The sequence below is a fragment of the Roseivirga sp. genome (genome assembly GCF_965216855.1).
GTDB lineage: Bacteria > Bacteroidota > Bacteroidia > Cytophagales > Cyclobacteriaceae > Roseivirga.
Map to the genome: position 1 here is coordinate 3,876,029 of NZ_OZ244204.1, position 22,956 is coordinate 3,898,984.

A 22,956-nucleotide genomic window follows, 5' to 3' on the forward strand; every position below is an offset into this window, starting at 1 on the left:
CCGGGCTTCTCTGTTTAGTCGGTTTGACTATTATTTGTTTGATTTTATTGTACCTCTCACACTGCTTGATGTAGCAGGTTCTGGTGCTGTCTCATATACTGTAGGAAAGAAATCACTATCAGAACGGTAAAGGAAAGATCCGTTATTGCCAATGCTTGTCTGAAGTCTGGTAATGTCTACATCCTGCTTGGCCTGGTCCAGAGACTTCTGTCCTTTGGCATAAGCTTCAATAGTACTTTTAGGAATGACCATTCTAATGCTTCTTGGAAGTTTAGAATCTCTGAAATAGGTACCTAAATCTACATTGACAATAATGCTTTCACCTGTACCAAGGCTTCTCAATGTGCGGCCATATTGAATGATGTTCTCCTTCAGCATTTCTTCAAATTCAGGGAAGACTTCTTCCAGGTCTTTCAACATTTCTTCTCTCTCTTTGTCTCTGTCATCTTTGCTGATTCTGGAAACAGTTCCTGCTGCACCCTGGCTGTAGACTACAAGGTTACTCGATACGGTAGTAGACATCTGGATATTGAACATAAGACCGAAACCATCAAAGTAAGACCATGATGTTCTGCTTCTCCTTCTTAGTTTTCCATCCATGGTATTCTGAAGAAGGTCATCGAGGATGCCGGCCATAATTCTTACATCGGACATCTCTTTGTCACTGTCGCCTTTGATATTTACTTCAACTGAATTCATGGCTTGATCCAGGCTGATTTTTCCGGAAGTAAAATCGCTCAATGTTTTGGCTGAAATGCTGCTTTGCATACGCTTCTTGTTGCTTCTTGAGCCGATGTAGGCTACACGGGCGCCACCGGTAGAAATTCTGTCCCGGTCTCTGTCAACCGCTTCTGAATACTCGATATTCAACATGATTTTCTCACCCGATTTTAATTCGCTGAGCAAACTGCCATAGTTGGCTAAGAACTCCCTGGATTTTTGCTTCAGGTTTTCTTCGTTCTTCTTATTCATTTCATCCACATCCAAATCCGGCTCTTCGGTTCTATCTGCCCTTTGCGATTCTCTTTCACGTGCAGACACCAACTCAACAAGGGCACTGCCGTAGACTGAACTGTTCAGGCTAAACATTACACCGCTGCCTGGAATGTACATGCCTTTGGCATTTCTGCTGGAGAAGAACCTGTCGCCTTCATTGTTACTGAACAAGTCTCCTAGTACGTTTTGGAGGATGATAATGTCCTTTTCCATTTTTGGAAGTTGGGAGAGGTCTTGTCTTCCACCATGGGAAGCATATCCTTCTACAATATCTACAGCCTGAGCACTCTGCGCCTGAGCTGTGTTGAGCCCGAAGCATAATGCCAGAGCCAGTAAGCTGATTTTGATCGTTGTCTTTTTCATAATTCAGATATTTATTTCATTGATATTTTAATACTATTCTCTATTTCGCTGACAGATGAGTCTTCAGCAATGAACCTTTGCAGGGCCGAGCCTTCAATGGCAAATGCAATCTGATAGGTTCTTATATTTTCTTTAGGTGATGTACCAGGGCTTTCTTCTTTCTGGTTGACAGGATCCTTTACTTCAAAGCGGAAGGTAATCTCCTCCTGATCGTTGATTTTAGGAAGGTAGCTTCCAAAATCCTCCAGAAAGCTAGCTACACTGAGTTTAAGCCTGTCTCTCTGAAGTCTCACTATTTCTTCATCGTAGAAAGTGTCCATCAGCACCTTGTCCTTCTGATTCATGATGAACCTGCCGTCCAGGAATATTCTGGCATTAGGGGCATCTATAATGAACTCAACTCCCTTGCCTTCATTGTAAAGGCCTGTTGCCTTCTCTATGCGGTTGAGCAGTGGCTCTCCTTCCCATTTCTTTAGAAAATTCTCTAAAGTGACTCTGCTAATCTCTATGTCCCTTTGTATGGGACTGAATTTGCTGTTGTTGCTTTGAGCCCATAATCCTGTACTGATGAGCATGAAGCAAATGATGATGATATATTTTGAGTTTTTGACCATTTTAATCTCTGTTTGATAGACTGGCAGCTATTGCATTGACCTTTTCTGACAGGTTGAAAATTGCATCTTCAATATCCAATTGTCTATTGACCGTAGCATTTTCAAGTCCGTCAAAAGCCGCCTGAATGTTTCTTAAGTCTTCGATGCGTTGCGTTTCGATATTGTTTGAAAAGTTGACCACTATTTCTCTTAAAATGCCTCGATAGTTGTCTCCCATCTTCTCAGTGAGGTCTGTAATGTCCTGAATTAAGGCTTGTTTTTCCTGTTCAAAGGCAGTTCTGATCATGTCTTCGTTATTGAGACTGGCTTGCAGGGCATTGAACTTCTGATTAATGCTGTCATTGCGGGCCTCCAGACTGGTATTCATAAAGTCCAGCATCATTACCCTGTCCTGGTAAATCATGTCGGCTACCTCTTGTTCGGTTAAGCCATACTGGGTTTCACCAAAACCAATGTGCAGACCAGCCTCAGAGTTGACTACTTTAAAACCGCTGAGGGCACCGAAAGTCACCATGAGCAGGAGAGTTGCCGCAACGGCTACATACTTTCTCCAATACAGCCATTCTTCGTTTCTCTGAGGCTGAATGAAGGCCATTTGTTCCGGTAGCTCTTCATCTTCATACTCAGCCATCAACAGGCTTGTTTGCTGGAGGGATTCTAACTCCTTCCTCGTTTCGGGATGCTTATTGAGAAACTCCTCGATACGTTCTAAATCTTGCTGCGGAAGCTCGCCATATAAATAGGCGATCAGTTCTTCCTGGGTGGGTTTATATTTCATAATGCACCGTTTCTTTTGTGATGTTCCACTGTTCGAGCAGCTTTTTCAAGCTCCCCAAAGCGTAGTAAAGTCTCGACTTTACTGTGTTTTCAGAGATAGCCATTGCTTCTGCAATTTCTCTGATCTTTAGCCCTTCATATTCTTTCATAATGACCACCATACGCTGTTCTTCAGGCAGTGTGGCCAGGGCCTTTTTCAATACATCCTTCAATTCCTTGTTGCCAAGCTCTTTTTCAGGATTGTGACTACGATGATTTGAGAGTGTGTCAGAGATGTGTTGTTTGTCATCTTTTCCCTGCACTTTCATAAATGGGAAGACCCATCTTCTGTTTTGCCTTCTTACTTCTTCATGACAATAGTTGGCTGCAATTCTGTAAATCCATGACTTAAAACTGTTCTCATCTTTTAGCGAACTCAGGTTCTTGCTCATGGAGATAAACGTCTTTTGTGTAACGTCCATCGCCATGTCGTAATCGCCAAAGTACTTGAAGGCAAAATTGTAAATACGTTTCTGCCACTGTTTTACCAGTTGGTTAAGTGCAATTACATCGCCTTCCTTCGCGGCTTTGACCAGAAAATCAGTTTGTGGCATTAGGTTGACTTCCCTCATTTCATTGTGGTTCCGGTTTTAAGATGAACCTCTTCCGGAAAAAGTTTGAAGGAAGTTAAAGAATTCTCGGTAATGCCTGTAAGTCAAGATGGTCAGTTGCCGTAATGGCTTGAAAGCCTGACTATTGTCATGGATTTGAATGATTCTCATTAGGTAAGAAAATTATATTAAGAGGTAGCTTCATGTCAAATAATATTTCAAGCCATGAAAACTTTAAGAATCATATTTTCAACACTATTTCTCGTGGCTGTTTTTCAAGTGAACGCTCAAGAGAAATACGAGATAGTAGATGGTGCAGGATACCTTGTACTCAGTGGTAAGTCTAATACTTCTTCGTGGATGCTCAAGTCCAACCAATTGAAGGGAGATGCTCAGATGGTGATGGATGGCGAGATTTTACAGCACCTCTCAAGGGTAATTGTAAACATTGATGCCAGTACCATTATCAATGAACAAAATAAGCGAATGACGAGGAAGGCACAGTCTACTTTGTTAACCGATGACAATCCAATGGTCACTTTCTTTGCCTACGGTTTTTCCAGAATTAATGATGAACCCCTACAAATGCATGGCAACCTGTACATGGCAGGTAAGAATGTAGATTTGGTTTTTAAGTTCACGACCCGTATGCAGGATGAGATTGTTTGGATTGTAGCAGAAGCCAATACACTTTTTAGTGACTTTGGTTTGGAGCCACCAACCGACTTTGGTGGCGCAGTACAATGTAAAGATGAGATTAAGATTGAAGTACAACTTCCCCTGGTTAAGGCAAGCAATATCAAATAGTTTGATACAATACTACTTCAAAGCTCTTTGAGGTTGTCTCAAATGTCTGCTCAGCGTCACCCTGAACTCGTTTCAGGGTCTCAATAGATTCTGAAATAAATTCAGAATGACGTGATCAGGCAAACTCGAGACAACCTCACTTTTATGTTCATATCATTTTTATTCAACAGATCCGGAAAATTATTTCCTTTCTGCTTATGCCGTTCTAATCCATAAATCTGCGGGTTGTATTATTATCTGTGCTTTTCAGATTAGTTTCTTGTCAGAGGCTTCAAATGTCCTGGGTGCATAAAGTATGAGCAGGGCAAAATGAGAACAGAATACGTATATATTTACGTTGAGAACTGGGCTTAAAATGATGGTCATAGACAATCACTGACCATTGCTGCTGACTGAATGAAAAAACCGGACTTACCCAAAACAGAAGCCAAAAGAAAGGCTACACTGGACAACTATAATATTCTGGATACTTTGCCGGAAGAGGCTTTTGATGAGATTGCCACCATTGCTTCGGAAATCTGTGATACTCCAATTGCTCTCATTAGCCTGGTAGATTCAGACAGACAATGGTTTAAATCTAAAGTGGGACTGGAAGTAGATGAAACCCCAAGAGATTATAGCTTTTGTGCTCACGCCATCCATACCCCGGCTCAGATTTTTGAAGTCAGCGATACCTCAAATGATTCAAGATTTAAAGACAATCCCCTCGTAACGGGTAGTCCGAATATTGTATTCTATGCCGGAGCACCATTATTAGCCTCCAATGGTGAAGTATTAGGTACACTGTGTGTCATTGATACGGAGAGCAAGATGCTGACCGATTCTCAGAAAAGAGCATTAAAGGGACTATCCAGACAAGTAATGATCCAGTTGGAACTCCGGAGAGAGATTGAAGACTTTCAGCTGCAGACTGAACAATTTCAGTCTATGATTGAAGATGTGCAGGACTATGTCTTTGAGGCTAATGCAGAAGGAGTTTTCACCTATTGCAACCCTGTGATGTCCAGGGACTTTGGCTACTCTGTCGATGAGCTGCTGAACATGCGCTATACTGAACTGGTGCACCCGGTAGACAGGGAAAGAGTCAGGTTATTTTACCGGGAGCAAATTGATCAGGGTGCTGTAGAAGCGAATATCAGTTTTCGGGTTCTGGTGAAGGATGATCCAGAGGCTGAGCTCATTGTAGGGCAAAAGTCGAAAATGATTTATGAGAATGGGGTGTTGATTAAAGTAACAGCCATCTCTCGCAACATTACGAATGAGATCAGACTCAAAAGGAAGTCGGAGGAAAGCTCTACGCTTTACCAACTGATTTCAGAAACTTCTCAGGACATTGTCTGCCTCCATGATCTAACAGGGGCTTATACCTATGTTTCTCCCTCGATCAAGGACTCTCTGGGCTATTTACCTGAAGAGATCATTGGCCTGACTCCATATGACTTGATGCATCCTGATGACATGGAAAGGGCCAGAAATGAGGCGCACAAACCACTGTTGGAAGGAGATAAGGAAAACTACTTTGAATACCGTCTGAGACATAAGGATGGAAATTATATCTGGTTTGAGTCAATTTCGACAGCCATCGTCAACGATGAAGGTAAAGTGACTTCACTAAGGTCCTCTACCAGAAATATACAGATCAGGAAAGGGCAGGAGCAGATCATTAAAAATCAGAACTACAGGCTGGAGTCTTTTGTACTGGCCACGCCAGCCCCAGTTGCTATGTTCGATAGAGACATGATCTACCTGGCCCATAGCAGTCAATGGCTTAAAACTTATGGGCTTGAAGGACATGACATTCTGGGCAAAGGACACTATGAGGTTTTCCCCGAAATAGGAGAGGAGTGGAAGCAGATACACAGAGAGTGTCTGGCCGGTGCAGTGCACAGAAGAGAAGAAGATCCCTTTGAAAGGGAAAACGGAGAAGTGCAGTGGATCAAGTGGGAGGTAAAGCCCTGGTATAATAATAAAGGTGACATCGGTGGAATTATCATGCTCACTGAGGATATTACTCATGCTAAGCGCCAGGAAATGGAATTGATTGAGGCCAAGGAGAAAGCAGAGAGTGCCTCTCAGGCCAAGGCCAATTTCCTTTCTGTAATGTCTCACGAAATCAGGACGCCTCTGAATGCCGTTATCGGCATGTCTCACTTGCTGATGCAGGAGGCTCCCAGGGCTGACCAGCTTCCGGGCCTGAAGATCATACGATTCAGCGGGGAGAATTTACTGAGTCTGGTCAATGACATACTCGATTATAATAAGATTGAAGCAGGTAAGGTAGAACTTGAAGAAATTGAGTTTAACCTGGAGGAGCTTGTCAATAATATTAAGCTTACGCATGCCTACAAGGCTGAAGAAAAGTCTATCGGTCTGAAGCTGTTTTACGATAGCGATATTCCGGGTATGGTAATAGGAGACCCCTCAAGACTATCTCAGATCCTTAATAACCTGTTGAGTAATGCCATTAAGTTTACCCAGAGTGGAAGTGTTCGGGTAACGATAGAGCTGGTGAGTAAGGCCAATGATCTGGTAGATATACGTTTTGAGGTTCAGGATACGGGTATTGGCATATCTAAGGATAATCAGAAGAAGATATTCGATCGTTTTGTACAAGCTGAATCCCACATTACAAGAAGTTTTGGTGGTACAGGCCTTGGCTTATCCATTACCAGTAAGCTGGTAGAAATTATGGGGAGTGAAATTCAACTGGAAAGTGAACTTGAGAAAGGATCTACGTTTTCCTTCCATTTAAAATTCCCTTATCAGGATAAGGTCTCTCCTGTTTCAACCAGTAATCCTTCATATAGAGATACACTCTCCGACCTGACTCATTTGAAGCTTCATATATTATTAGTTGAAGATAATTCTGCCAATCAGATTGTGGCTATCAAGTTTCTGAACAACTGGGGAATTGAAGTGAGTCTGGCTCACAATGGGCTGGAGGCTGTAGAAGCTGTAAAGAGCAAGAAATACGATATGGTATTAATGGATCTGCAGATGCCGCAAATGGACGGACTGACAGCTACCAAAGAAATAAGAGGGTTTGACGATGTTTACTTCAAAGACCTGCCGATTCTGGCTTTAACAGCTTCATCAGATACGGGTACCATGAATCGCATCAGGGATTTCGGTATGAATGACATTGTGGTGAAGCCATTTGTGCCGTCAGAACTGCATAAAAAGATATTGAGTCATGTAAAACAGTCAGTTAAGCCACCGAGTAATGCGTCTGATGAAACTGCAGGAATGGATATAAAAGAGAAGTTGTTTGCCTATGTAGGAGGAGACGAACAGTTTGCCATAAGTCTGGTAGATAGCTTTATCCTCAACTTTGAAGAGTTCATTCAGAAGCTACCAGGAATAGTAGAATCCAATAATACAGCTCAAGCCAGCTTCTTACTCCATAAAATGAGATCCAGTTTTAAAATGATCGGCCAATACGAGTTACTGGGAAGGGTTGAAGACTGTGTCAATGCCTTAGGCACTTCGGATTGTGCTGAAATGGCCTCAGGTGTCTTGTCCGAAACCAGAGAGTTGATTGACAGGCTCAAAGCCATGTTCTACCCTGATAATCAATAAGTACCCGCTAACCGGGGAAGCTCCACATCATATTTTCATGATATAGGTCATCCTTTTAATGTGACAAAAGTCACATTAATGATTGATGCGCATCACGCTCCTGCCTTAGTGCGATAGATACCTTTGAGTATCAAAAACAAAAACCAGATATCATGAAAACGCCAGTGATACAATCATCAAAAATTTTAGCCCTGGTAGTATTCTTTCTAATTGGTCTTAATCTACAGGCCCAGCAAAAGCTAAATCTTAAGGCAGGTTCTCAGGAATTTTCTGTGAAAGGAACTTCGACCTTACACGATTGGCACATGACCTCAGAAGAGGGTGAAGGCTTTGTGCAGGTAAGTGAATCGACAGAAGGGGTACTCAATTTTACCGGGTCTGAAATCACTCTTGTAGCAGAAACGCTAAAGAGTGGAAAAAGGGGCATGGATAAAAATGCATATAAGGCGCTCAAAACAGATGAGTTCCCCAACATTCAGTTCGTGCTTGTCAGCTGTAATATGGAGTCAGCTACAACAGGTAAGGCAAGCGGTAAGCTTACCATAGCCGGAACCAGCAGGAACGTGATCTTTGACATCACAGTAGAGAAGTCGGGCAATAGCCTGACAGTCAAAGGAAGCACGGATTTTCGTCTGACTGATTATCAGATTGATCCGCCCACTGCTCTCATGGGCACAATTAAAACCGGTGACGATGTCACCATCGAATTCAACGCAACTTTCCAAAACTAAATAGTCATGAAAAATTTTAGACTCTCGTTTATTGTCCTCTTTTTACTGAGCAGTGTGGTCACTTTCGCTCAGGTGGACACCCGTAAGGCCTTGCAGTATTACAGATTCGCTGGAAAGCAAGGTGTTAATGTCTTTGAAACTTCTAAATCAGATACTGTTCAATATGAAGGCTTCTATGTGCGCGTAGGAGGTGACTTCGCAATTCAATTCCAGGGCTTAAGCCATGAGAACTCCATAGTTGGAGACCCATTGGTAGACTTAGGTTCAAACTTTAACCTGCCAACTGCTAACCTGAACATCGATGCACAACTGGCCGATGGTATGAGAATGCACTTAAGAACTTATCTGTCTTCTCGTCACCATACCGAAGCCTACGTAAAAGGTGGTTACTTACAGTTCGATAAGCTGGACTTCATTAAAGAAGGTTTCTTGTCAGAATTCATGAAAATTGCCACTATCCGTGTAGGTATGGACCAGATTAACTACGGTGACGCGCAATTCAGAAGATCAGATAACGCCATGGCCATCTACAACCCATTTGTGAGTAACTATATTATGGATGCCTTTACCACTGAGCCTTTCCTGGAAGTAACTTTACTGCCTTCTGACTGGATTTTAGTAGCCGGTATTACTAATGGTAGATTGAATCAAAGCCCTGTAAAAGGTGACGATGGCTTCGTATTCTTCAGTAAAGTAGGTTATGACAAACAGGTAAATGATGACTTGAGACTACGTTTAACTGGTTCACTTTACTCTAGCTCTGACAAGAGTACCCGAGATTACATCTACGGTGGTGACCGTGCCGGTGGCAGATACTATAGCACTTTAGCTACTGTTGCCAATGGTGGTAGCGACTTTGACCCAAGATTTAACCCAAGATTTGGCTATCAGACTGCCGTTCAGATCAACCCATTTGTTAAATTCAAAGGATTGGAATTCTTCGGAGTGTTTGAGTTTGTCAATAATGGTAACGATGCTGTAGGCGGTGGATTCACTCAACTGGGTTTTGAAGGCCTGTACAGATTCGGAGCCGCTGAGCAATGGTACCTTGGAGGTAGATACAACAGCGTTAGTGGTGAAGTAAGTGATGCAGCAGCTACCAGCGACATCAGCAGACTGAACCTTGGTGGTGGTTGGTTTATGACTAACAATGTGTTGATGAAACTTGAATATGTCAATCAGGAATACTCAGGTGATGGTTTTGCCAACACCAGATTCCAGGATGGTAAATTCAACGGTATCGTTCTCGAAGCAGTCATTGGATTCTAGTCAACACTTGAAAGTGTGTCCTTAACAAAGGAATGATCAGAAACTTAGTTATCATATTATTCAGCAGTATTTCCCTGTTATCCCTGAAGGCCCAAGACTTTCAGGTGGTAACAGGGAAGTCTGTTATCATCGATGGGGTAACCTCCTTTGGCCGCTTTGCCTGTGATTATGCTACAACTCGCGAAGCCGATACACTAAGATTCAATCATGGAGAGGCAAGGGAAAGACCAGTAATGGATATCAACCTCCCTGTCGATGAGTTTGGTTGTGGTAATAAAATGCTTAACCGCGACTTCAACAAAACACTTCAATCGAAAGAGTACCCCTTTATTCATGTCCTGGTAGAACAATTCTTTAAAGAAGGAGATAACTACTTCAGTTCCCTAAGGCTTAAACTGGTTGGGAAAGAGCTTTATATGGAAAAACTGCCTTTCATCTTGGTGGAAGAAAAAGGGCAGAAGTCACTAAAGGCCGAGTTCGACCTGAATCTGAAATACTTCGACTTGGAACCACCAAAGAAATTCCTCGGCTTGCTGAAGGTTCACGAAGAACTGAATATCCGCCTGAACCTGGCTTTAAGGGATCAATAATTGATCTACTGATTCAGAATAGCTTTCACCTCATCATACATTTCTTCAACCCACAACCCATATTGATAGCCTGAAGGATGCAGGTTATCTGAGGCTACAAGTTTTCCTTCCTTGTCATCCTGTCTTGAAATGGGAGTAATGTTGATGTACTCAACTCCATACTTTTCACAAATCTGTTTCGATACTGCATTATAATCATCCAGCTCTCTGGCAATTTGTTCGGCCTTGGCTGCTCCAAAGGGCGTTTTCCCATAGTCAGGGATGGATACTACAAAGACTTTGTCTTTATCGTTGCCAGCCAGTTTAATGGCCATTTGAAGTAATTCCTCAAACTCCGGAGCAAAACTCTCTACAGATCGCCCCTGATATTGGTTGTTCACGCCTATCAGTAGCGATACCAGATCGTACTGCTCTAAAAGCTCATCATCACTTTCAATGGCCGCCTTCAGTTGATCTGTTCTCCATCCGGTAGTTGCTATGATCTTTGGAGAGTTCACTTCAAAACCATCCTCATTTAATTGATTAGTCAGTTGAACTGGCCAGCGTAGATTTTCTTCCACGCTTTCACCAATGGTATAAGAATCGCCAAGGGCTAAATAATTATTTGCTGATGGGTTGATCATAGGTTCGTTTGAAGTGTCATCTAAGGTACAGGCCATAATGCTGATGGCCATGATGAAAGTGAAAAGTTTCATTGGCAGTGCCTTTTTTTGCTTGCTTAATGGTTTATGAACTGCTTCAGGTAGCTTCAGGTTTCGTTGTTTCTTCATGGGCTCTTTTGCCTTTTAAGAACCTACGAACTCCGGCACCAATTCCGGCTATACCGATCAAAATTAATTTCCAGAACTTTAGCAGAACCGCAAAGAAGCCGGCTTTGGCCAGAATTTTTCCGGCAATGAGTCCACCAATACCATAAGCGGCTACGTCATCTATACTCGAATCAAAATCTTCGTATCGGTAACCTTCATTGAATTCTACACTGTTCAATACCGGATCTATGTTGGCATTGATAAGGTCCAGCTGGTCGATGTCTGCAATGTAATTGAGCATGAGGTAGCCTTTTCTTCCCAGAATTCGGATGTTATAATTGAGTGTATTGATTTCTGACTCTTCAAATTTGAGTTCTTTAGCCCAATACAGTTTTTTGGTTTTGGAGTCGTAGTAAGGAGAAGAGGCCCAGCCAATCAACTCCACCATTGGGTATCCCATGCTTGCCCTTTGCTCATTTTCTGCATCAGAGTCCTCTTTCATTTGATCCAGTAACTCATAGTAGTTAATGTCGGCTGCATCATCATCTTCGATATAGCCATCTTCTACATAAGAAACTTCTATGGCATAAGACATGAAGAACGGATTGGAGTCTTCGGGAAAAATGAGACCAAGGGTTGACTCGTCTTCGGGATTTCCCCAGACATCGGTGAGGACGTATTTCGCCTTTTCACGATTAACAAACTTGAAGCCTTCCGGTACTTTAAGAGTGGCTATATCTCCACCCAACAGGATGGATCCATATTGATAGTCCATGGTAGCATCAAGGCTGTCAGATGTTTGCCTGATAAGCTCTTCAAACTCCTGTAATTCTTCCGGGCTAAGTTCTTCTTCCTCCTGAGCAAAGGCCATTAATGAAAGGGCCATCAGGCACACGATAGTGAATAATTTTTTCATGTTCAGTTTAAGGTATCACCTAAGATATTAAAGTTAATGAGGAGGAGGGGCAAAGAGGGGTGTTAATTTTAGGCTAATTCTCTCAGGTCTACCGGCACAACCCGAGAAACTCCCTGTTCAATCATGGTGATACCATAGATGATGTCAGTTGAAGCCATGGTGCGTTTATTATGGGTTACAATAATGAACTGTGACTCGTTAGAGAACTTTTTAATGATGTTGTTAAACTTGTCAATATTCGCATCATCAAGTGGGGCATCTACCTCATCGAAAATACAGAATGGAGCTGGTTTAAGCAGGTAGATAGCGAAAAGCAGAGAGGTGGCAGTGAGCGTTTTTTCTCCTCCTGAAAGCTGATTGATAGTCAGAGGTCGCTTACCTTTTGGCTTGGCCATAATATCAATCGATGACTCTAAAGGATTGTCCGGGTCGGTCAGTTTCAGGTCACAGTCATCCTCTTCGGTAAAGAGAGAGCGGAAAACCTTGATGAAGTTTTCCTTTATCAGGGCAAAGGCCTCCAGAAAAGTGTCTTTCGCTACGGTATCAATTTCTTCAATGGTCTGAAGCAATGAGTCTTTAGCTTCCACCAAATCGTTTTTCTGCTCGGTGATGAAGGTATGGCGTTCCTTGATTTCATCATAAGCTTCCATGGCCATAGGGTTGATTGGCCCCATGTTTTCGATTTTACTTCTGAGCTTGAGTACACGTTCCTCAATGTCATCAGCCGGGCGTTCATCAGGCTCTACATCTTCTTTCAGAATAGCGTCAAGGTCTACTTTGAACTCAACTGAAAGGCGTTCTTTTACGGAGCTCAGTTCCAGCTTGGTTTCATTGAGCTTATTCTGCTGCTCCATGATGAGGGTATCGGAAAGCTCTCGTTTATGGCGTAGCTCCCTGAGTGTCTTTTCTGCTATATCAATCTCTCCCCGTTGAGCATAGTAGTCTTTTTCAGCTTCATTGACACCTTTTTCAATGCTTTCTTTTTCGTCATACATCTCAATGAGTTCATCCTCATTGTTTTCCGATGTATCAATCAGCTTTCTGATTTCCAGCTCATTCCTTTCCAGTTCGTCCTGGTTTTTAGTGATGCGCTGTTTGCTACTTTCAAAGGCAGTTTCTTTATAGCTGATTTCCTGTTTGATTGACTCTACCCGGTTTTGCTTTTGGTGATAGAGTATGTTTTTCTCATTGAATACCTGAGATTTTTCAGACAGGGTGGCGGCTTCGGCTTTTGCTTTCTCTTCGAGTTCCGATATACCTGATTCCAGTTCTGCGAAGATTACCTCTTCCTCTTCCACCTGAGGTACAAGTCCATCGAGCTCTTGCGTGAGTCGCTCTATGCCTTTAACAATTTCTTCTTTGCGGTTGGCGTGCGTAGACAGCATTTGAGAGAGTTGCTCCTTTCTGGTTTTCACGGAAATGTATTCCTCGTTCACCATGTTGAATTCTCTCTGCAATTCCTCTATATCCGATTTGAAAGTGTTGGACTTGAGACGGGCCAGCTCTTGTTGCTTTTGATCCAGCCTGTCTTTGATATTAACGCTCTTGGATTCGAGGTCCTTGATGTCTTTCTGTAGCTTTTCCAGGTTTTTGGCTCTACCAATCCTTTTTCCTTCAAATAAGCCAACTGACCCTCCCGAAACGCTGAATTTGCGCTTGGTGTATTTGCCGCTTTCAGTAATGAATACAGCATCTTCATCCATTGGAATATCACCCGGACCTCCCTTGACGATGAATACATTTTCAAGGATATAACCAATCAGTCTTCTGTACTTTGGTTCATATTCTACAATCTCTGTTGCCGGGATGGCATTATCGTAGAGTTTGGATGGCTGTGGTTCGTATTTGTCGAAGGCATCCAGAACAAAGAAGTTGGCTTTGCCTTTGGAGGCATCACTCAAAATGTTCACGGCTTCGAAGGCCTGCCTTTCGGTATCGACAATGTAATAGTTCATATAGCTCTCGAGATAGTTCTCGATGGTTACACGATACTTGTCGTCACAGGTGATAATGTCTGAAAGGAGGGGAGCGTTTTTATTCCAGTTCGCTTTTTTCTTGAGGAACTTGATGGCTTCCGGGAAACCTTCCAGGTTTTCAACCAGCGATTTGGTCAGGTTGTACTCGTTTCTTTTGCTGTCCAGTTTACGGCCGACCTGGGTCATTTCTTCCCTGATCATATCGATGGTATCAGTCGTGTCCTGAATGGCCTTGGTTTGTTTATCTTCTTCAGCTTTTCTTTTGGAAAGCAGGCTGCCTTTTTCTTCTTTCTGCTCTTCCAGCAATTGGAGCTTTTCATCAAAGCGTTCCAGATTCTCCGATTGCTCTGAACTGTCTGTCTCTGTTTTTTCGAACTCAGACTTCAGTGTTTGAAGCTGTATTTCTTTAATTTCTATTTCCTTCTTCAGGTTGAACAGACGCTCGCGCTTGGAAGTAAAGGTTTTTCTGTGCTCTTCGTAGGCTAGTTGGGCTTCCTGACTCAGCTCTTTTTGCTCAGCATATATCTTTTGCAGGGAATGGACCTCCTGTTCAATGACGGATAGATCTTTTGCAGCGCCTTCCAGTTCATTACGTAAACTTTCCAGACTGAAAGAAGCCCGGTCGTTACTCTTCTTATCGGCTTCTAACTGCTCACGCAGGTTGTCACTTTTGTCCTGAAGGAAGGTCAGTCGCTCGTTTTTGATCTTTCTTTCGCTTTCGAACTGTCTGATTTTATTGACATGTTCATTCAGGGTACGTTGTCTGGAAGCCAGTAGCTTTTCTTTGTTGATCAACTCGGTCTTGCCTTTCTCGATGGTGGCTTCCTGATTGGTCATCATCTGATTGATCTCCAGTTTCTTGTCGCTTTCCTGCTGAATGGCTTTCTCCAGAGACTTGAAACGATTGGACTTCTCTGCTACGGTTTTCCGGGCAAGAGCTACACTCTCAACTTTGTATTCTTCTTTTAGCTTGTAATACTTTTCAGCCTGACGGGCTTGCTTTTCCAGAGACTTTAGGTTCTTCTCTATTTCAAAAAGAAGATCTTCGACCCGATCCAGGTCATCATCAGTATCCTTTAGCTTCTTTAGGGTTTCCTTTTTCCGTGTTTTGAACTTAGAAATACCGGCAGCCTCTTCGAACAAAGCCCTTCTGGAGTTATCCTTATCGTTCAGGATATCGTCTACCATTTTCAATTCTATAATGGCATAGCTATTAGAAGCAATACCAGTATCCATAAAGAGGTTGGTGATATCCTTGAGCCTGCAGTTCACTCCATTCAGCAAATACTCGCTTTCTCCCGATCGATAGTACCTTCTGGTAATCGTAACTTCTGTGTACTCTGTAGGAAGCAGGTTCTTGGTGTTTTTGAAAGTAAGGGATACTTCAGCCAATTGAGTTGGCTTTCGTTTTTTGGTACCATTGAAGATGATGTTCTCCATCTTCTCAGACCTTAGCATTCTGGTCTTTTGCTCGCCCAGTACCCAACGAATGGAGTCTACCACATTAGACTTACCACAGCCATTAGGACCTACAATACCTGTAATTCCTTTATCGAAATTGATAACTACCTTATCTCCGAAACTCTTAAATCCTTTTATTTCAAGCTTGGTAAGCTGCATGAACGGGCTCCACTAAAAAATGAGTGTAGCTAGCAAAATTAAAATTAACGAGGACAATTCATGCTTAATGTCTGAAAAATTGCTAATCAATTGGGAGATTTTTACTGTAGTTCTGATCTTGTTTGGAAGCGTAGGAAAAATGAGTCTTGAAAAGGATATCTCGGGCAATTTCTTAGATTTGTTATTCTATGGATATAGATGTAGGTACGCTGGTTTATATAGCACTGGCCATTATATATTTCATTGTTCAGAGCAATTCCAAGAACAAGAAGAAGCAACAGAAAAGGGCTGCTGAAGCTAACGATGCTGAGCAGGAGACCCAGAGACCATCAAGAAGACCTACATTCGAAGAGCTGTTAGAGGAATTTACCGGCCAGAGGCAGGTGCAGCCCGTTCCGGCAGTAGAAACAGAGGAAGAACCACAAGTGGTTCAAACAGAGAGCAAACCCAGACTTAGCTCTTACGAAGCATCTCAAAAGCGTGCTGCAGAAAGAAAAAGAGAGGCGGAAGAAGAAGCTGCAAGAATCAGAGCACGAGTGAATGAACAATTTGATCCATACCATCCGGAAGAGGAGGAAAAGGGCTACTCAGATATGTTTAGTGATCTTGATTCCGCTAAACGTGCTTTTATTGCTTCCGAGGTCTTTAAAAGAAAGTATAATTAAGACTTCTTGAATTCGATAGGTAAACGGACTCTGGTTGTCACCGGAACTCCGTTAGAGAAACCTGGCTTCCATTTGCTTGATTTTCTCAACGCCTGAAGGATAGCTTCTTCAATCTTAAACCCAAGTTTATTCTCAAATTCAAGGTATTCGAGGTAACCGTTAGGGTTCACATCGAACGATATAATTACCTGGCCTTCTACATTGGCATCTCTGGCTGCCTTAGGATAAAGGATGTTCTCCTCAAGGAATGAGGTCCATTCGGCTGTGCCGATTAACGGCTCAGGCAGAATTTCCTTTTCGGCCGATGCTTCAACCTGATAGTTGTCTACTTTCACCTTCTCTAATGGCAGTGCATCGAAAGAGAAGATAAAGAACAACAGCGCTATAAACGGTAAAGGCAACAACAACTTAAAGTAATTAGTAGAAGCTACTTTTTTCATCATATCAAGTCGCTTCAGGGTCTTATTCTTACCGAAATAGCTACCATATTCCAGTCCCATTTTATTGAAAACAGTACGAACCAATAAGCTGGCATAAGTGGTATGACTTTCTTTGCCAATCACTGCCTGGTCAGCTGCATACTCATGCACTTCTTCCAGCAACATCTTATACAGGTACATAAATGGATTAAACCAAAAGACAATCTTCAGTATTTCGATAAAAAGGATGTCGTATGAATGCTTTTGGTCGATATGAGCTTTCTCATGCGCAATGATTTGCTCTTTTTCTCTTTCAGTATACTGCTGAGAATTATCCCAAAACAAGTAGTTGAAGAAAGAGAAAGTAGGCATTAAGCCCTCAGTCTTCACCAGGAAGTAGTTCCCTTTAAACCTGGTATTATGTCTTCTATACCAGATTACTTCCTTGAATTGTCTGATCCTGATAAGGAACTTCAACAAACCCAGGCCGAAACCTACAAGGTATAATAAGAGAAGTGCTTCCCACCATAGCAGGAAAGGGCGTTCAGATTTGGCTGTAATGGTATAGGAGTAAGCTTTTTCGGCTTCAATGATCGGTTCATCACCTACACCATTACCAATTTCATGTAAGGAGTTGAAGAAACCCGGAGTACTGGCCGGATTGTAAGAGAACTCCATCATGGGAAAAGAAACAGATAAAAATAAAGCAACCAACAAATAGGCTCTGTTGTAATGAAAGCTCTTTTCATTTCTTAAAAAGAAATAATAGAGCAGGTAGAGAACAGCCAGACAGGTGGCTGATTCAATGAGATAAACCACTGAAGAATTCAGTGATTCGAGTAGCTCTATGGTTGGATGCTGCTTCATTTACTTAACTTCTTCTTCCTCGTCTAAATCAGTTTTAACATGGTCCATTAAAGATTCGAAATCAGTGAGATCCATGTCGTTTTCTTTGGCAAAGAATGATACTAGCTTCTGGAATGATCCTCCGAAGTAGCCACCAATAAAGTTTTTGAGATAAAAATTGCTGTAAGTCTTCTTGTCTACCAATGGAAAGTACTCATGTGTTTTTCCATAAGCTTTGTAGCCAACAAAGCCCTTTTTCTCAAGAATTCTGATAATTGTAGAAACAGTATTGTAAGCAGGTTTCGGCTCAGGCATTTTTGCCAATACATCTTTGACAAAGCCCTGTTCTATATCCCACAAAATCTGCATCACTTGTTCTTCAGCCTTGGTTAATTCCTTCATATCAATAAAGTTGTTGCGTAATTATCAATAATACAACTATCGCGGTAGTTTTCAAACTAACGGGTTAGTTTATTTAGTTATTTATTCAGAGTTGAGTAAAAACGTAGGTAATCAGGTTGGCTCCCATTCTCAATGCCTTTAGCCTAACCTCTTGAGGATCATTATGTATTCTCTGATCTTCCCAGCCATTGCCCAAGTCGGACTCATAAGAGTAATAACACACGAGCTTACCTTCATAAATCAGGCCAAAGCCCTGAGCTGGCTTGTTGTCATGCTCATGTATTTTTGGAATACCATCGGGAAAGTCAAACTTCTGATGATAAACAGGGTGATCTACCGGTAGTTCAATAAACTCAAGTTCCGGGAATACCTTTTTCATTTCCAGTCTTATATAAGCGTTAAGCCCATAGTTGTCATCAATATGCAGAAAGCCTCCTGAGCTGAGGTATTTTCTGAGATTCTCTGCTTCGGAGGGACTGAAAACTACATTGCCATGTCCTGTCATGTAGACGTAGGAATAATCGAATAATTCAGGACTGCCTACCTGTACTACAGCATCCTCTTCATCGATTTGAGTGCCTAACTGTTCATTGCAAAACCTGGCCAGATTTGGTAGTGCTGTTTTATTGGCATACCAGTCACCACCACCGCCATATTGAAGCTTGGCAATTTTAATTTGATCGGATTGTGCCTGAGCTAATAAAGGACCAGCAAAAATGAGTAGGAGGAGGTAAATTTTTTTCATGATAACCATTGCTCTCGTCTTTGGAACGATTATTTAGTGGCTTAGTTTATTACTTTAAGATAGAAATCCCAACAATTATTAACTGAGTGAGAGATCAGGAATTCGAAAACTTTATTCAAGCGGTAAGAAGCAGGCTGGGGGAACCACTACCGGGACGAGAGGCCCAGATAAAGATGGCACCCAAACCTGTGGATGAGAGAAGGTTTACAGAGAACCCGTCCCGGCCTGCTAAGTTAGGAGGAGTAATGGTTTTGCTCTATCCCCACGAAAGTGGAATTCATATTCCTTTAATGAAACGCCCTGAATATGATGGGGCACATAGTGGTCAAATCAGTTTTCCTGGAGGCAAGCTTGAGCAATCTGATAAGGATTTAGTGGCTACAGCTTTAAGAGAGACAGAAGAGGAAATCGGTGTTCGTTCGGGCGACATTGAGGTATTGGGTAATCTATCAGAGCTGTTCATCATTGCCAGTAACTTCAAAGTATTGCCCACTGTTGGGGTATTGAAAAATACGCCCCGCTTTATTCCTGATCCCATAGAAGTGGCCGAGGTGCTACCCATGCCGCTGAAGATGCTTCATGATCAATCGGTGAGAAAAGTAAAGGAAATGCATTTTCCACCATACACTATATTCTCTCCATATTTTGAACTGCGGGGGGAAGTGGTTTGGGGAGCAACGGCCATGATGCTCAGTGAGCTGGCCCATGTTTTAGAAGAGGTTGAGTCTAACCTTCGCTGATGATGGCACTGGCCTCAATTTCAACCAGATATTGATCACTAATAAATCTGGATACCTGAACCATGGTGGTGCAGGGTTTAATGGATCCAAAAGCTTCCTGGTGCGCCTTGCCAATAGCTTCCCATTGTGTGATATCGGTTACAAAAATCCGCGTTCTCACCACATCTTCCATGTGGGCACCGGCTTGTTCCAGTACGCCTTTAATCTTTTGCAGGGCGAATTTGGCTTGCAGATAAGGATCGTTTCCACCTACTAATTTCCCCTGATCATCGGCAACGGTTCCGGTTACTTCTACCACATTGCCCACTCGTACAGCGCGAGAATATCCTACAATGTCTTCCCAGGGGCTACCTGAACTGAAGTTTTGTCTTTGTTGATCTTCCATGTCTTAAATGAATTTAATGATCTGTCGGTAGAGCTCATTTGGCTCAAACGGTTTCTGGACCAATGTAGCAAAATGGTTCTTGTCCATTACATTGTCGAACTCTGCACTCAGGTAACCACTCATGGCGATGATCACCGTTTCCTGATTGTTTTCACAGTGATCTCTAATACTGGCTGCCACTTCAAAACCTGACATCGGCTTCATTTCAATATCCATTAGGATCAGATCGAACTTCTGGTTCTTGCATTTCTCCAATGCTCCGGTGCCTCCGGTAGCTTCATGAAAACGGGCATTCCAGCTGTTGAGCAGTCTTTTCAGGACCAGTCTGTTCATGTCGTTATCATCTACTACCAGTACATGTTTACCGTTCAGGTCTTTGTCTCTCATCTGATCCTGAAGGTTCACCATATCAAAAGCCTGATTGATTTTGAATGAGATTTCGAAAGACAGGCTGGTGCCTTTTTGCTCGGCAGATTCTATGACCACCTGGCTGTCCATCAGATTCAATAGCTTTTGAGTGATGGAAAGTCCCAGACCTGTGCCACCATACTCTCTGGTAGTCTCCTGCCCGGCCTGTTCATAAGCCTCAAAGATCTTTTCAAGTTTATCTCGGGGAATACCAATACCTGTATCTTTTACTTCAAAGTTTACTGAGGCAAAATCATCTTTCAGACCTGATAGTGATGCTATAATATGCACATGACCTTCGTGAGTGAACTTAAGGGCATTACCAATCAGGTTATTGAATATCTGTGTGAGTCGGGTAGGATCTCCCATTACCCGATCCGGCATATGTTCACCAACTTCAACAATAAGATCAATGCCCTGACTTCTTGCTTTGTATTTGAAGCTGTCTCTAATGTTTTTCAGGAGATCAATAATGGAGAATTCTATAGATTCCAGAACCAGTTTGCCGGCCTCGATTTTATTATAATCCAATACATCATTGATCAGTGAATGGAGGTTTTCAGCCGAGAACTTCAGGGCATCGATGTACTCCTGCATCTCCTCATTTTCATTATCCATTTCCATGATGTGGGAAAGGCTTATGATGGCATTAAGGGGAGTTCTGATCTCATGGCTCATAACAGAAAGGAATTCAGATTTAGCTCTGGTGGCCTTTTCTGCTTCATTTCGCGCAACCTCCAATTCGTTGTTCTGCTTTTTGATTACCTGTGTTCTGGCTGCTACTAACTCGGTAAGTTCCTGATTAATATTGAGCTGTAGCTTTTCATTGTTTTTCAACTGAAGAATAAGAGATCGCTGAGTGATTTCATGGTTTTCATAGTCCCTTTTCAGCTTGTGGCTGATTCCGAGACAGAATACGAAAAGTTCTATGATGAGACCGATCTGAATGTAGATAGGGATCTCTACCGGCTGATTGATGGTTTTGGCTACAGCTGAAATCATTACGGTAACCATCAGCAAAACGGTTCCCCAGGTGAAGTACCGAATAATCAGGTTGGACCTCAGGTTAATAGAAATCAGGAAGAATAGTCCTAAACCTGTGACAATTACCATGTACGCCTCAAACGCTTTATAAGTCATGTAGTAGTTGTCTGACAGGCCCATGTAAATGGAGATAAGGGCAAAGGCGGCAACACCTGAATAGCCCACCCACTTGAGGGTCTCATCCCACACAGCGAAGTCTTTCTTCAGGTCCAGGAACTCTCTGGCAAAGAAGCAATAGAAAGTGATGGACAATACAGGAGCATAGCCAAAAATGGGCAGGGGATCTACATAGTCCGGATAGAGCCAAATCTCCAAAATGCCGTAGTAGTCAATAAAGTAGAGAAGGTTGAAAAGACTGTAGAGAGCGAAGTAGGTAAACACCCTTTGCTTGACATAACCAGTTAAAAATAGGTTGAGGAAAATGATTACCAGTACCAGGCCGGAAAAGAACCCTTCGAACAGATTGATTCTTTCCTTTTGTCCCAGCCAGTCATCATATGGTTCAATACTTTGTGCCAGACTGATTGGCATTTGATGTTCACTCTCAATCTTTACATAGATGTGGGCTTCTGTTTTTGCCGGAATATCCAGCCTTACTTTTGTGTCTATACCTTGTTGAATACTTCTTTCGCTGGAGGCAAAGCCTTCTCCGGTTTTTAGTTCAACAGTTTCCTGGTCGTCTATGCTGATGTAATAGGTTTCTTTAGAGTTATTTCCTCCTCTAAGTATGTGCGATTGTCTGACATCGCTGGCATTGTTGATTCGGAAGTATAACCAATAGTTGGCCTCAAGGTCGAAACGCGAGATGTAACTGGCTTCTATAAAGTCATTCTGCCTTAGTTCCTGAATATCCTCAATAGTCCTGGTTTTGGATTCGTCAGTAAAAACGAGAATGTTTTGCTTGTTAAGTGTCCTTTCAGTGGGGCCATTGATCACATGAAAGTTCTTGAAGAAGCGTTCCTGACCGAAACTGTTGTAGCCCAGGCTGAATAACAAGAGAGTGGTTAGAAGAATATTTGTGCCAGATAGCCTCATCAATGATCTTGAAAGATTCTTGATTATGATTGCATTTGCAAGTTAAAAAACTGAATTCTGACCTGAAATTATACAATTCTAAGCTTGAGCGAAATTTATAGCATCGCTGGACCAGGGCGTGCTTTGCTGGATCGTTTCTAAAACTTTGGACGGATCGGTAAAGACTGTCCAGATATTTCTGTGTACCTCACCCATGAACCCATGTTCAATAGCTGTCTCAAGCATGGTAAGGAGGTTGTCGTAATAACCGTCAAGATTCAGTATTACGATGGGTTTAGTAAATATACCCAGGCGCTTTAGCGTAATGGCCTCCATAAGCTCTTCGAATGTGCCGCAGCCACCGGGTAGGGTAATCAGTGCATCGACACCTACCATAAACTGTTTTTTGCGCTCATGCATGTCGGCTGTGAAGATGAATTCATTAACGTCTTTGTGATGGAACTCTACCTCTTTCATAAAGTGAGGCATAATGCCAATGATCCGTCCTTTTTCTTCAAGAATGGTGTCTGCTAACTGTCCCATCAAACCTCTGGCTCCACCACCATAAACCACGGTTGTGTTGTTTTTAGCCAGTGCTTTGGCCAGAACTTTGGTGGCCTCAAAGTACTTTTGATCAATCTTGTCGCTTGACGCACAGTAGACACAAACTTTCTTGATTTTTTGCATGACTTATTCTTTGCGCATTTAAGG

General features: G+C 42.4%; 20 protein-coding genes. 7 read left to right on the top strand and 13 right to left on the bottom strand.

Features of this window, described 5'->3' with window-relative positions; translation table 11 throughout:
- Window positions 1–30: 30 nt before the first annotated feature.
- From ACOOEY_RS17135 to ACOOEY_RS17150, 4 genes are read right to left on the bottom strand one after another with little or no spacing between them, the layout of a single operon-like run.
- Window positions 31–1,359, bottom strand: a complete 1,329-nt coding sequence (locus tag ACOOEY_RS17135) for a hypothetical protein (RefSeq protein WP_420385949.1) — start codon at window positions 1,357–1,359, stop codon at window positions 31–33.
- A gap of 11 nt (window positions 1,360–1,370) precedes the next feature.
- Window positions 1,371–1,973: a hypothetical protein gene (locus tag ACOOEY_RS17140; RefSeq protein WP_420385950.1), complete on the bottom strand. Its 603-nt coding sequence runs from the start codon at window positions 1,971–1,973 to the stop codon at window positions 1,371–1,373.
- Between the two features lies 1 nt (window position 1,974).
- Entirely contained in the window at window positions 1,975–2,751 is a 777-nt protein-coding gene (locus tag ACOOEY_RS17145; RefSeq protein WP_420385951.1) for an anti-sigma factor family protein, read from the bottom strand.
- Window positions 2,741–3,361, bottom strand: a complete 621-nt coding sequence (locus tag ACOOEY_RS17150; protein WP_420385952.1) for an RNA polymerase sigma factor — start codon at window positions 3,359–3,361, stop codon at window positions 2,741–2,743. The genes ACOOEY_RS17145 and ACOOEY_RS17150 overlap by 11 nt, the downstream gene beginning before the upstream one ends.
- A 204-nt stretch (window positions 3,362–3,565) precedes the next feature.
- On the opposite strand from ACOOEY_RS17150, the gene ACOOEY_RS17155 reads away from it, so the two are divergent.
- The 5 genes from ACOOEY_RS17155 to ACOOEY_RS17175 all read left to right on the top strand — a co-directional run bounded on the left by ACOOEY_RS17155 (window position 3,566) and on the right by ACOOEY_RS17175 (window position 10,316).
- Window positions 3,566–4,147 (top strand): YceI family protein, encoded by a 582-nt coding sequence (locus tag ACOOEY_RS17155; protein ID WP_420385953.1) that lies wholly within the window; start codon window positions 3,566–3,568, stop codon window positions 4,145–4,147.
- A gap of 396 nt (window positions 4,148–4,543) precedes the next feature.
- Window positions 4,544–7,726 carry a PAS domain S-box protein gene (locus tag ACOOEY_RS17160; RefSeq protein WP_420385954.1) on the top strand — a complete coding sequence of 1,061 codons (3,183 nt, stop codon included), beginning with the start codon at window positions 4,544–4,546 and terminating at the stop codon, window positions 7,724–7,726.
- A gap of 152 nt (window positions 7,727–7,878) precedes the next feature.
- On the top strand, window positions 7,879–8,457 hold the full coding sequence (locus ACOOEY_RS17165; RefSeq protein ID WP_420385955.1) for a YceI family protein: 579 nt from the start codon (window positions 7,879–7,881) through the stop codon (window positions 8,455–8,457).
- A gap of 6 nt (window positions 8,458–8,463) precedes the next feature.
- Window positions 8,464–9,726 (top strand): hypothetical protein, encoded by a 1,263-nt coding sequence (locus ACOOEY_RS17170; protein WP_420385956.1) that lies wholly within the window; start codon window positions 8,464–8,466, stop codon window positions 9,724–9,726.
- A 32-nt stretch (window positions 9,727–9,758) separates the two neighbouring features.
- Window positions 9,759–10,316 carry a hypothetical protein gene (locus ACOOEY_RS17175; protein ID WP_420385957.1) on the top strand — a complete coding sequence of 186 codons (558 nt, stop codon included), beginning with the start codon at window positions 9,759–9,761 and terminating at the stop codon, window positions 10,314–10,316.
- A gap of 5 nt (window positions 10,317–10,321) precedes the next feature.
- Here ACOOEY_RS17175 and ACOOEY_RS17180 read toward each other — a convergent pair whose 3' ends face one another.
- From ACOOEY_RS17180 to smc, 3 genes are all read right to left on the bottom strand, one after another.
- The gene (locus ACOOEY_RS17180) at window positions 10,322–11,086 is read right to left on the bottom strand and encodes an SGNH/GDSL hydrolase family protein (protein WP_420385958.1); all 765 of its coding nucleotides are present in this window, start codon (window positions 11,084–11,086) and stop codon (window positions 10,322–10,324) included.
- The gene (locus ACOOEY_RS17185) at window positions 11,055–11,981 is read right to left on the bottom strand and encodes a DUF2167 domain-containing protein (protein ID WP_420385959.1); all 927 of its coding nucleotides are present in this window, start codon (window positions 11,979–11,981) and stop codon (window positions 11,055–11,057) included. Before ACOOEY_RS17185 ends, ACOOEY_RS17180 begins: the two co-directional genes overlap by 32 nt.
- Before the next feature lie 68 nt (window positions 11,982–12,049).
- Entirely contained in the window at window positions 12,050–15,577 is a 3,528-nt protein-coding gene (gene smc / locus ACOOEY_RS17190; RefSeq protein ID WP_420385960.1) for a chromosome segregation protein SMC, read from the bottom strand.
- A gap of 188 nt (window positions 15,578–15,765) precedes the next feature.
- Between smc and ACOOEY_RS17195 the strand changes: the two genes are divergently transcribed.
- On the top strand, window positions 15,766–16,242 hold the full coding sequence (locus tag ACOOEY_RS17195) for a hypothetical protein (protein WP_420385961.1): 477 nt from the start codon (window positions 15,766–15,768) through the stop codon (window positions 16,240–16,242).
- Here ACOOEY_RS17195 and ACOOEY_RS17200 read toward each other — a convergent pair.
- The 3 genes from ACOOEY_RS17200 to ACOOEY_RS17210 form a co-directional block, all read right to left on the bottom strand.
- A complete protein-coding gene (locus tag ACOOEY_RS17200) occupies window positions 16,239–17,528 on the bottom strand; it encodes a M56 family metallopeptidase (protein WP_420385962.1) in 1,290 nt (429 codons plus the stop codon). The two genes, ACOOEY_RS17195 and ACOOEY_RS17200, sit on opposite strands and share 4 nt — an antisense overlap.
- Window positions 17,529–17,909, bottom strand: a complete 381-nt coding sequence (locus tag ACOOEY_RS17205) for a BlaI/MecI/CopY family transcriptional regulator (protein WP_420385963.1) — start codon at window positions 17,907–17,909, stop codon at window positions 17,529–17,531.
- An 85-nt stretch (window positions 17,910–17,994) separates the two neighbouring features.
- Complete coding sequence (locus ACOOEY_RS17210; protein ID WP_420385964.1) at window positions 17,995–18,654, bottom strand: DUF4159 domain-containing protein; 660 nt, start codon at window positions 18,652–18,654, stop codon at window positions 17,995–17,997.
- 86 nt (window positions 18,655–18,740) lie between these two features.
- On the opposite strand from ACOOEY_RS17210, the gene ACOOEY_RS17215 reads away from it, so the two are divergent.
- Window positions 18,741–19,394: an NUDIX hydrolase gene (locus ACOOEY_RS17215; RefSeq protein WP_420385965.1), complete on the top strand. Its 654-nt coding sequence runs from the start codon at window positions 18,741–18,743 to the stop codon at window positions 19,392–19,394.
- Here the strand turns inward: ACOOEY_RS17215 and ACOOEY_RS17220 are convergent.
- From ACOOEY_RS17220 to ACOOEY_RS17230, 3 genes are all read right to left on the bottom strand, one after another.
- Window positions 19,381–19,779, bottom strand: coding sequence for a RidA family protein (locus tag ACOOEY_RS17220; protein WP_420385966.1), 399 nt, complete (start codon window positions 19,777–19,779; stop codon window positions 19,381–19,383). The genes ACOOEY_RS17215 and ACOOEY_RS17220 overlap by 14 nt on opposite strands.
- Before the next feature lie 3 nt (window positions 19,780–19,782).
- A complete protein-coding gene (locus ACOOEY_RS17225) occupies window positions 19,783–22,266 on the bottom strand; it encodes an ATP-binding protein (protein WP_420388663.1) in 2,484 nt (827 codons plus the stop codon).
- Between the two features lie 78 nt (window positions 22,267–22,344).
- The gene (locus ACOOEY_RS17230) at window positions 22,345–22,932 is read right to left on the bottom strand and encodes a TIGR00730 family Rossman fold protein (RefSeq protein ID WP_420385967.1); all 588 of its coding nucleotides are present in this window, start codon (window positions 22,930–22,932) and stop codon (window positions 22,345–22,347) included.
- Between the last annotated feature and the right edge of the window lie 24 nt (window positions 22,933–22,956).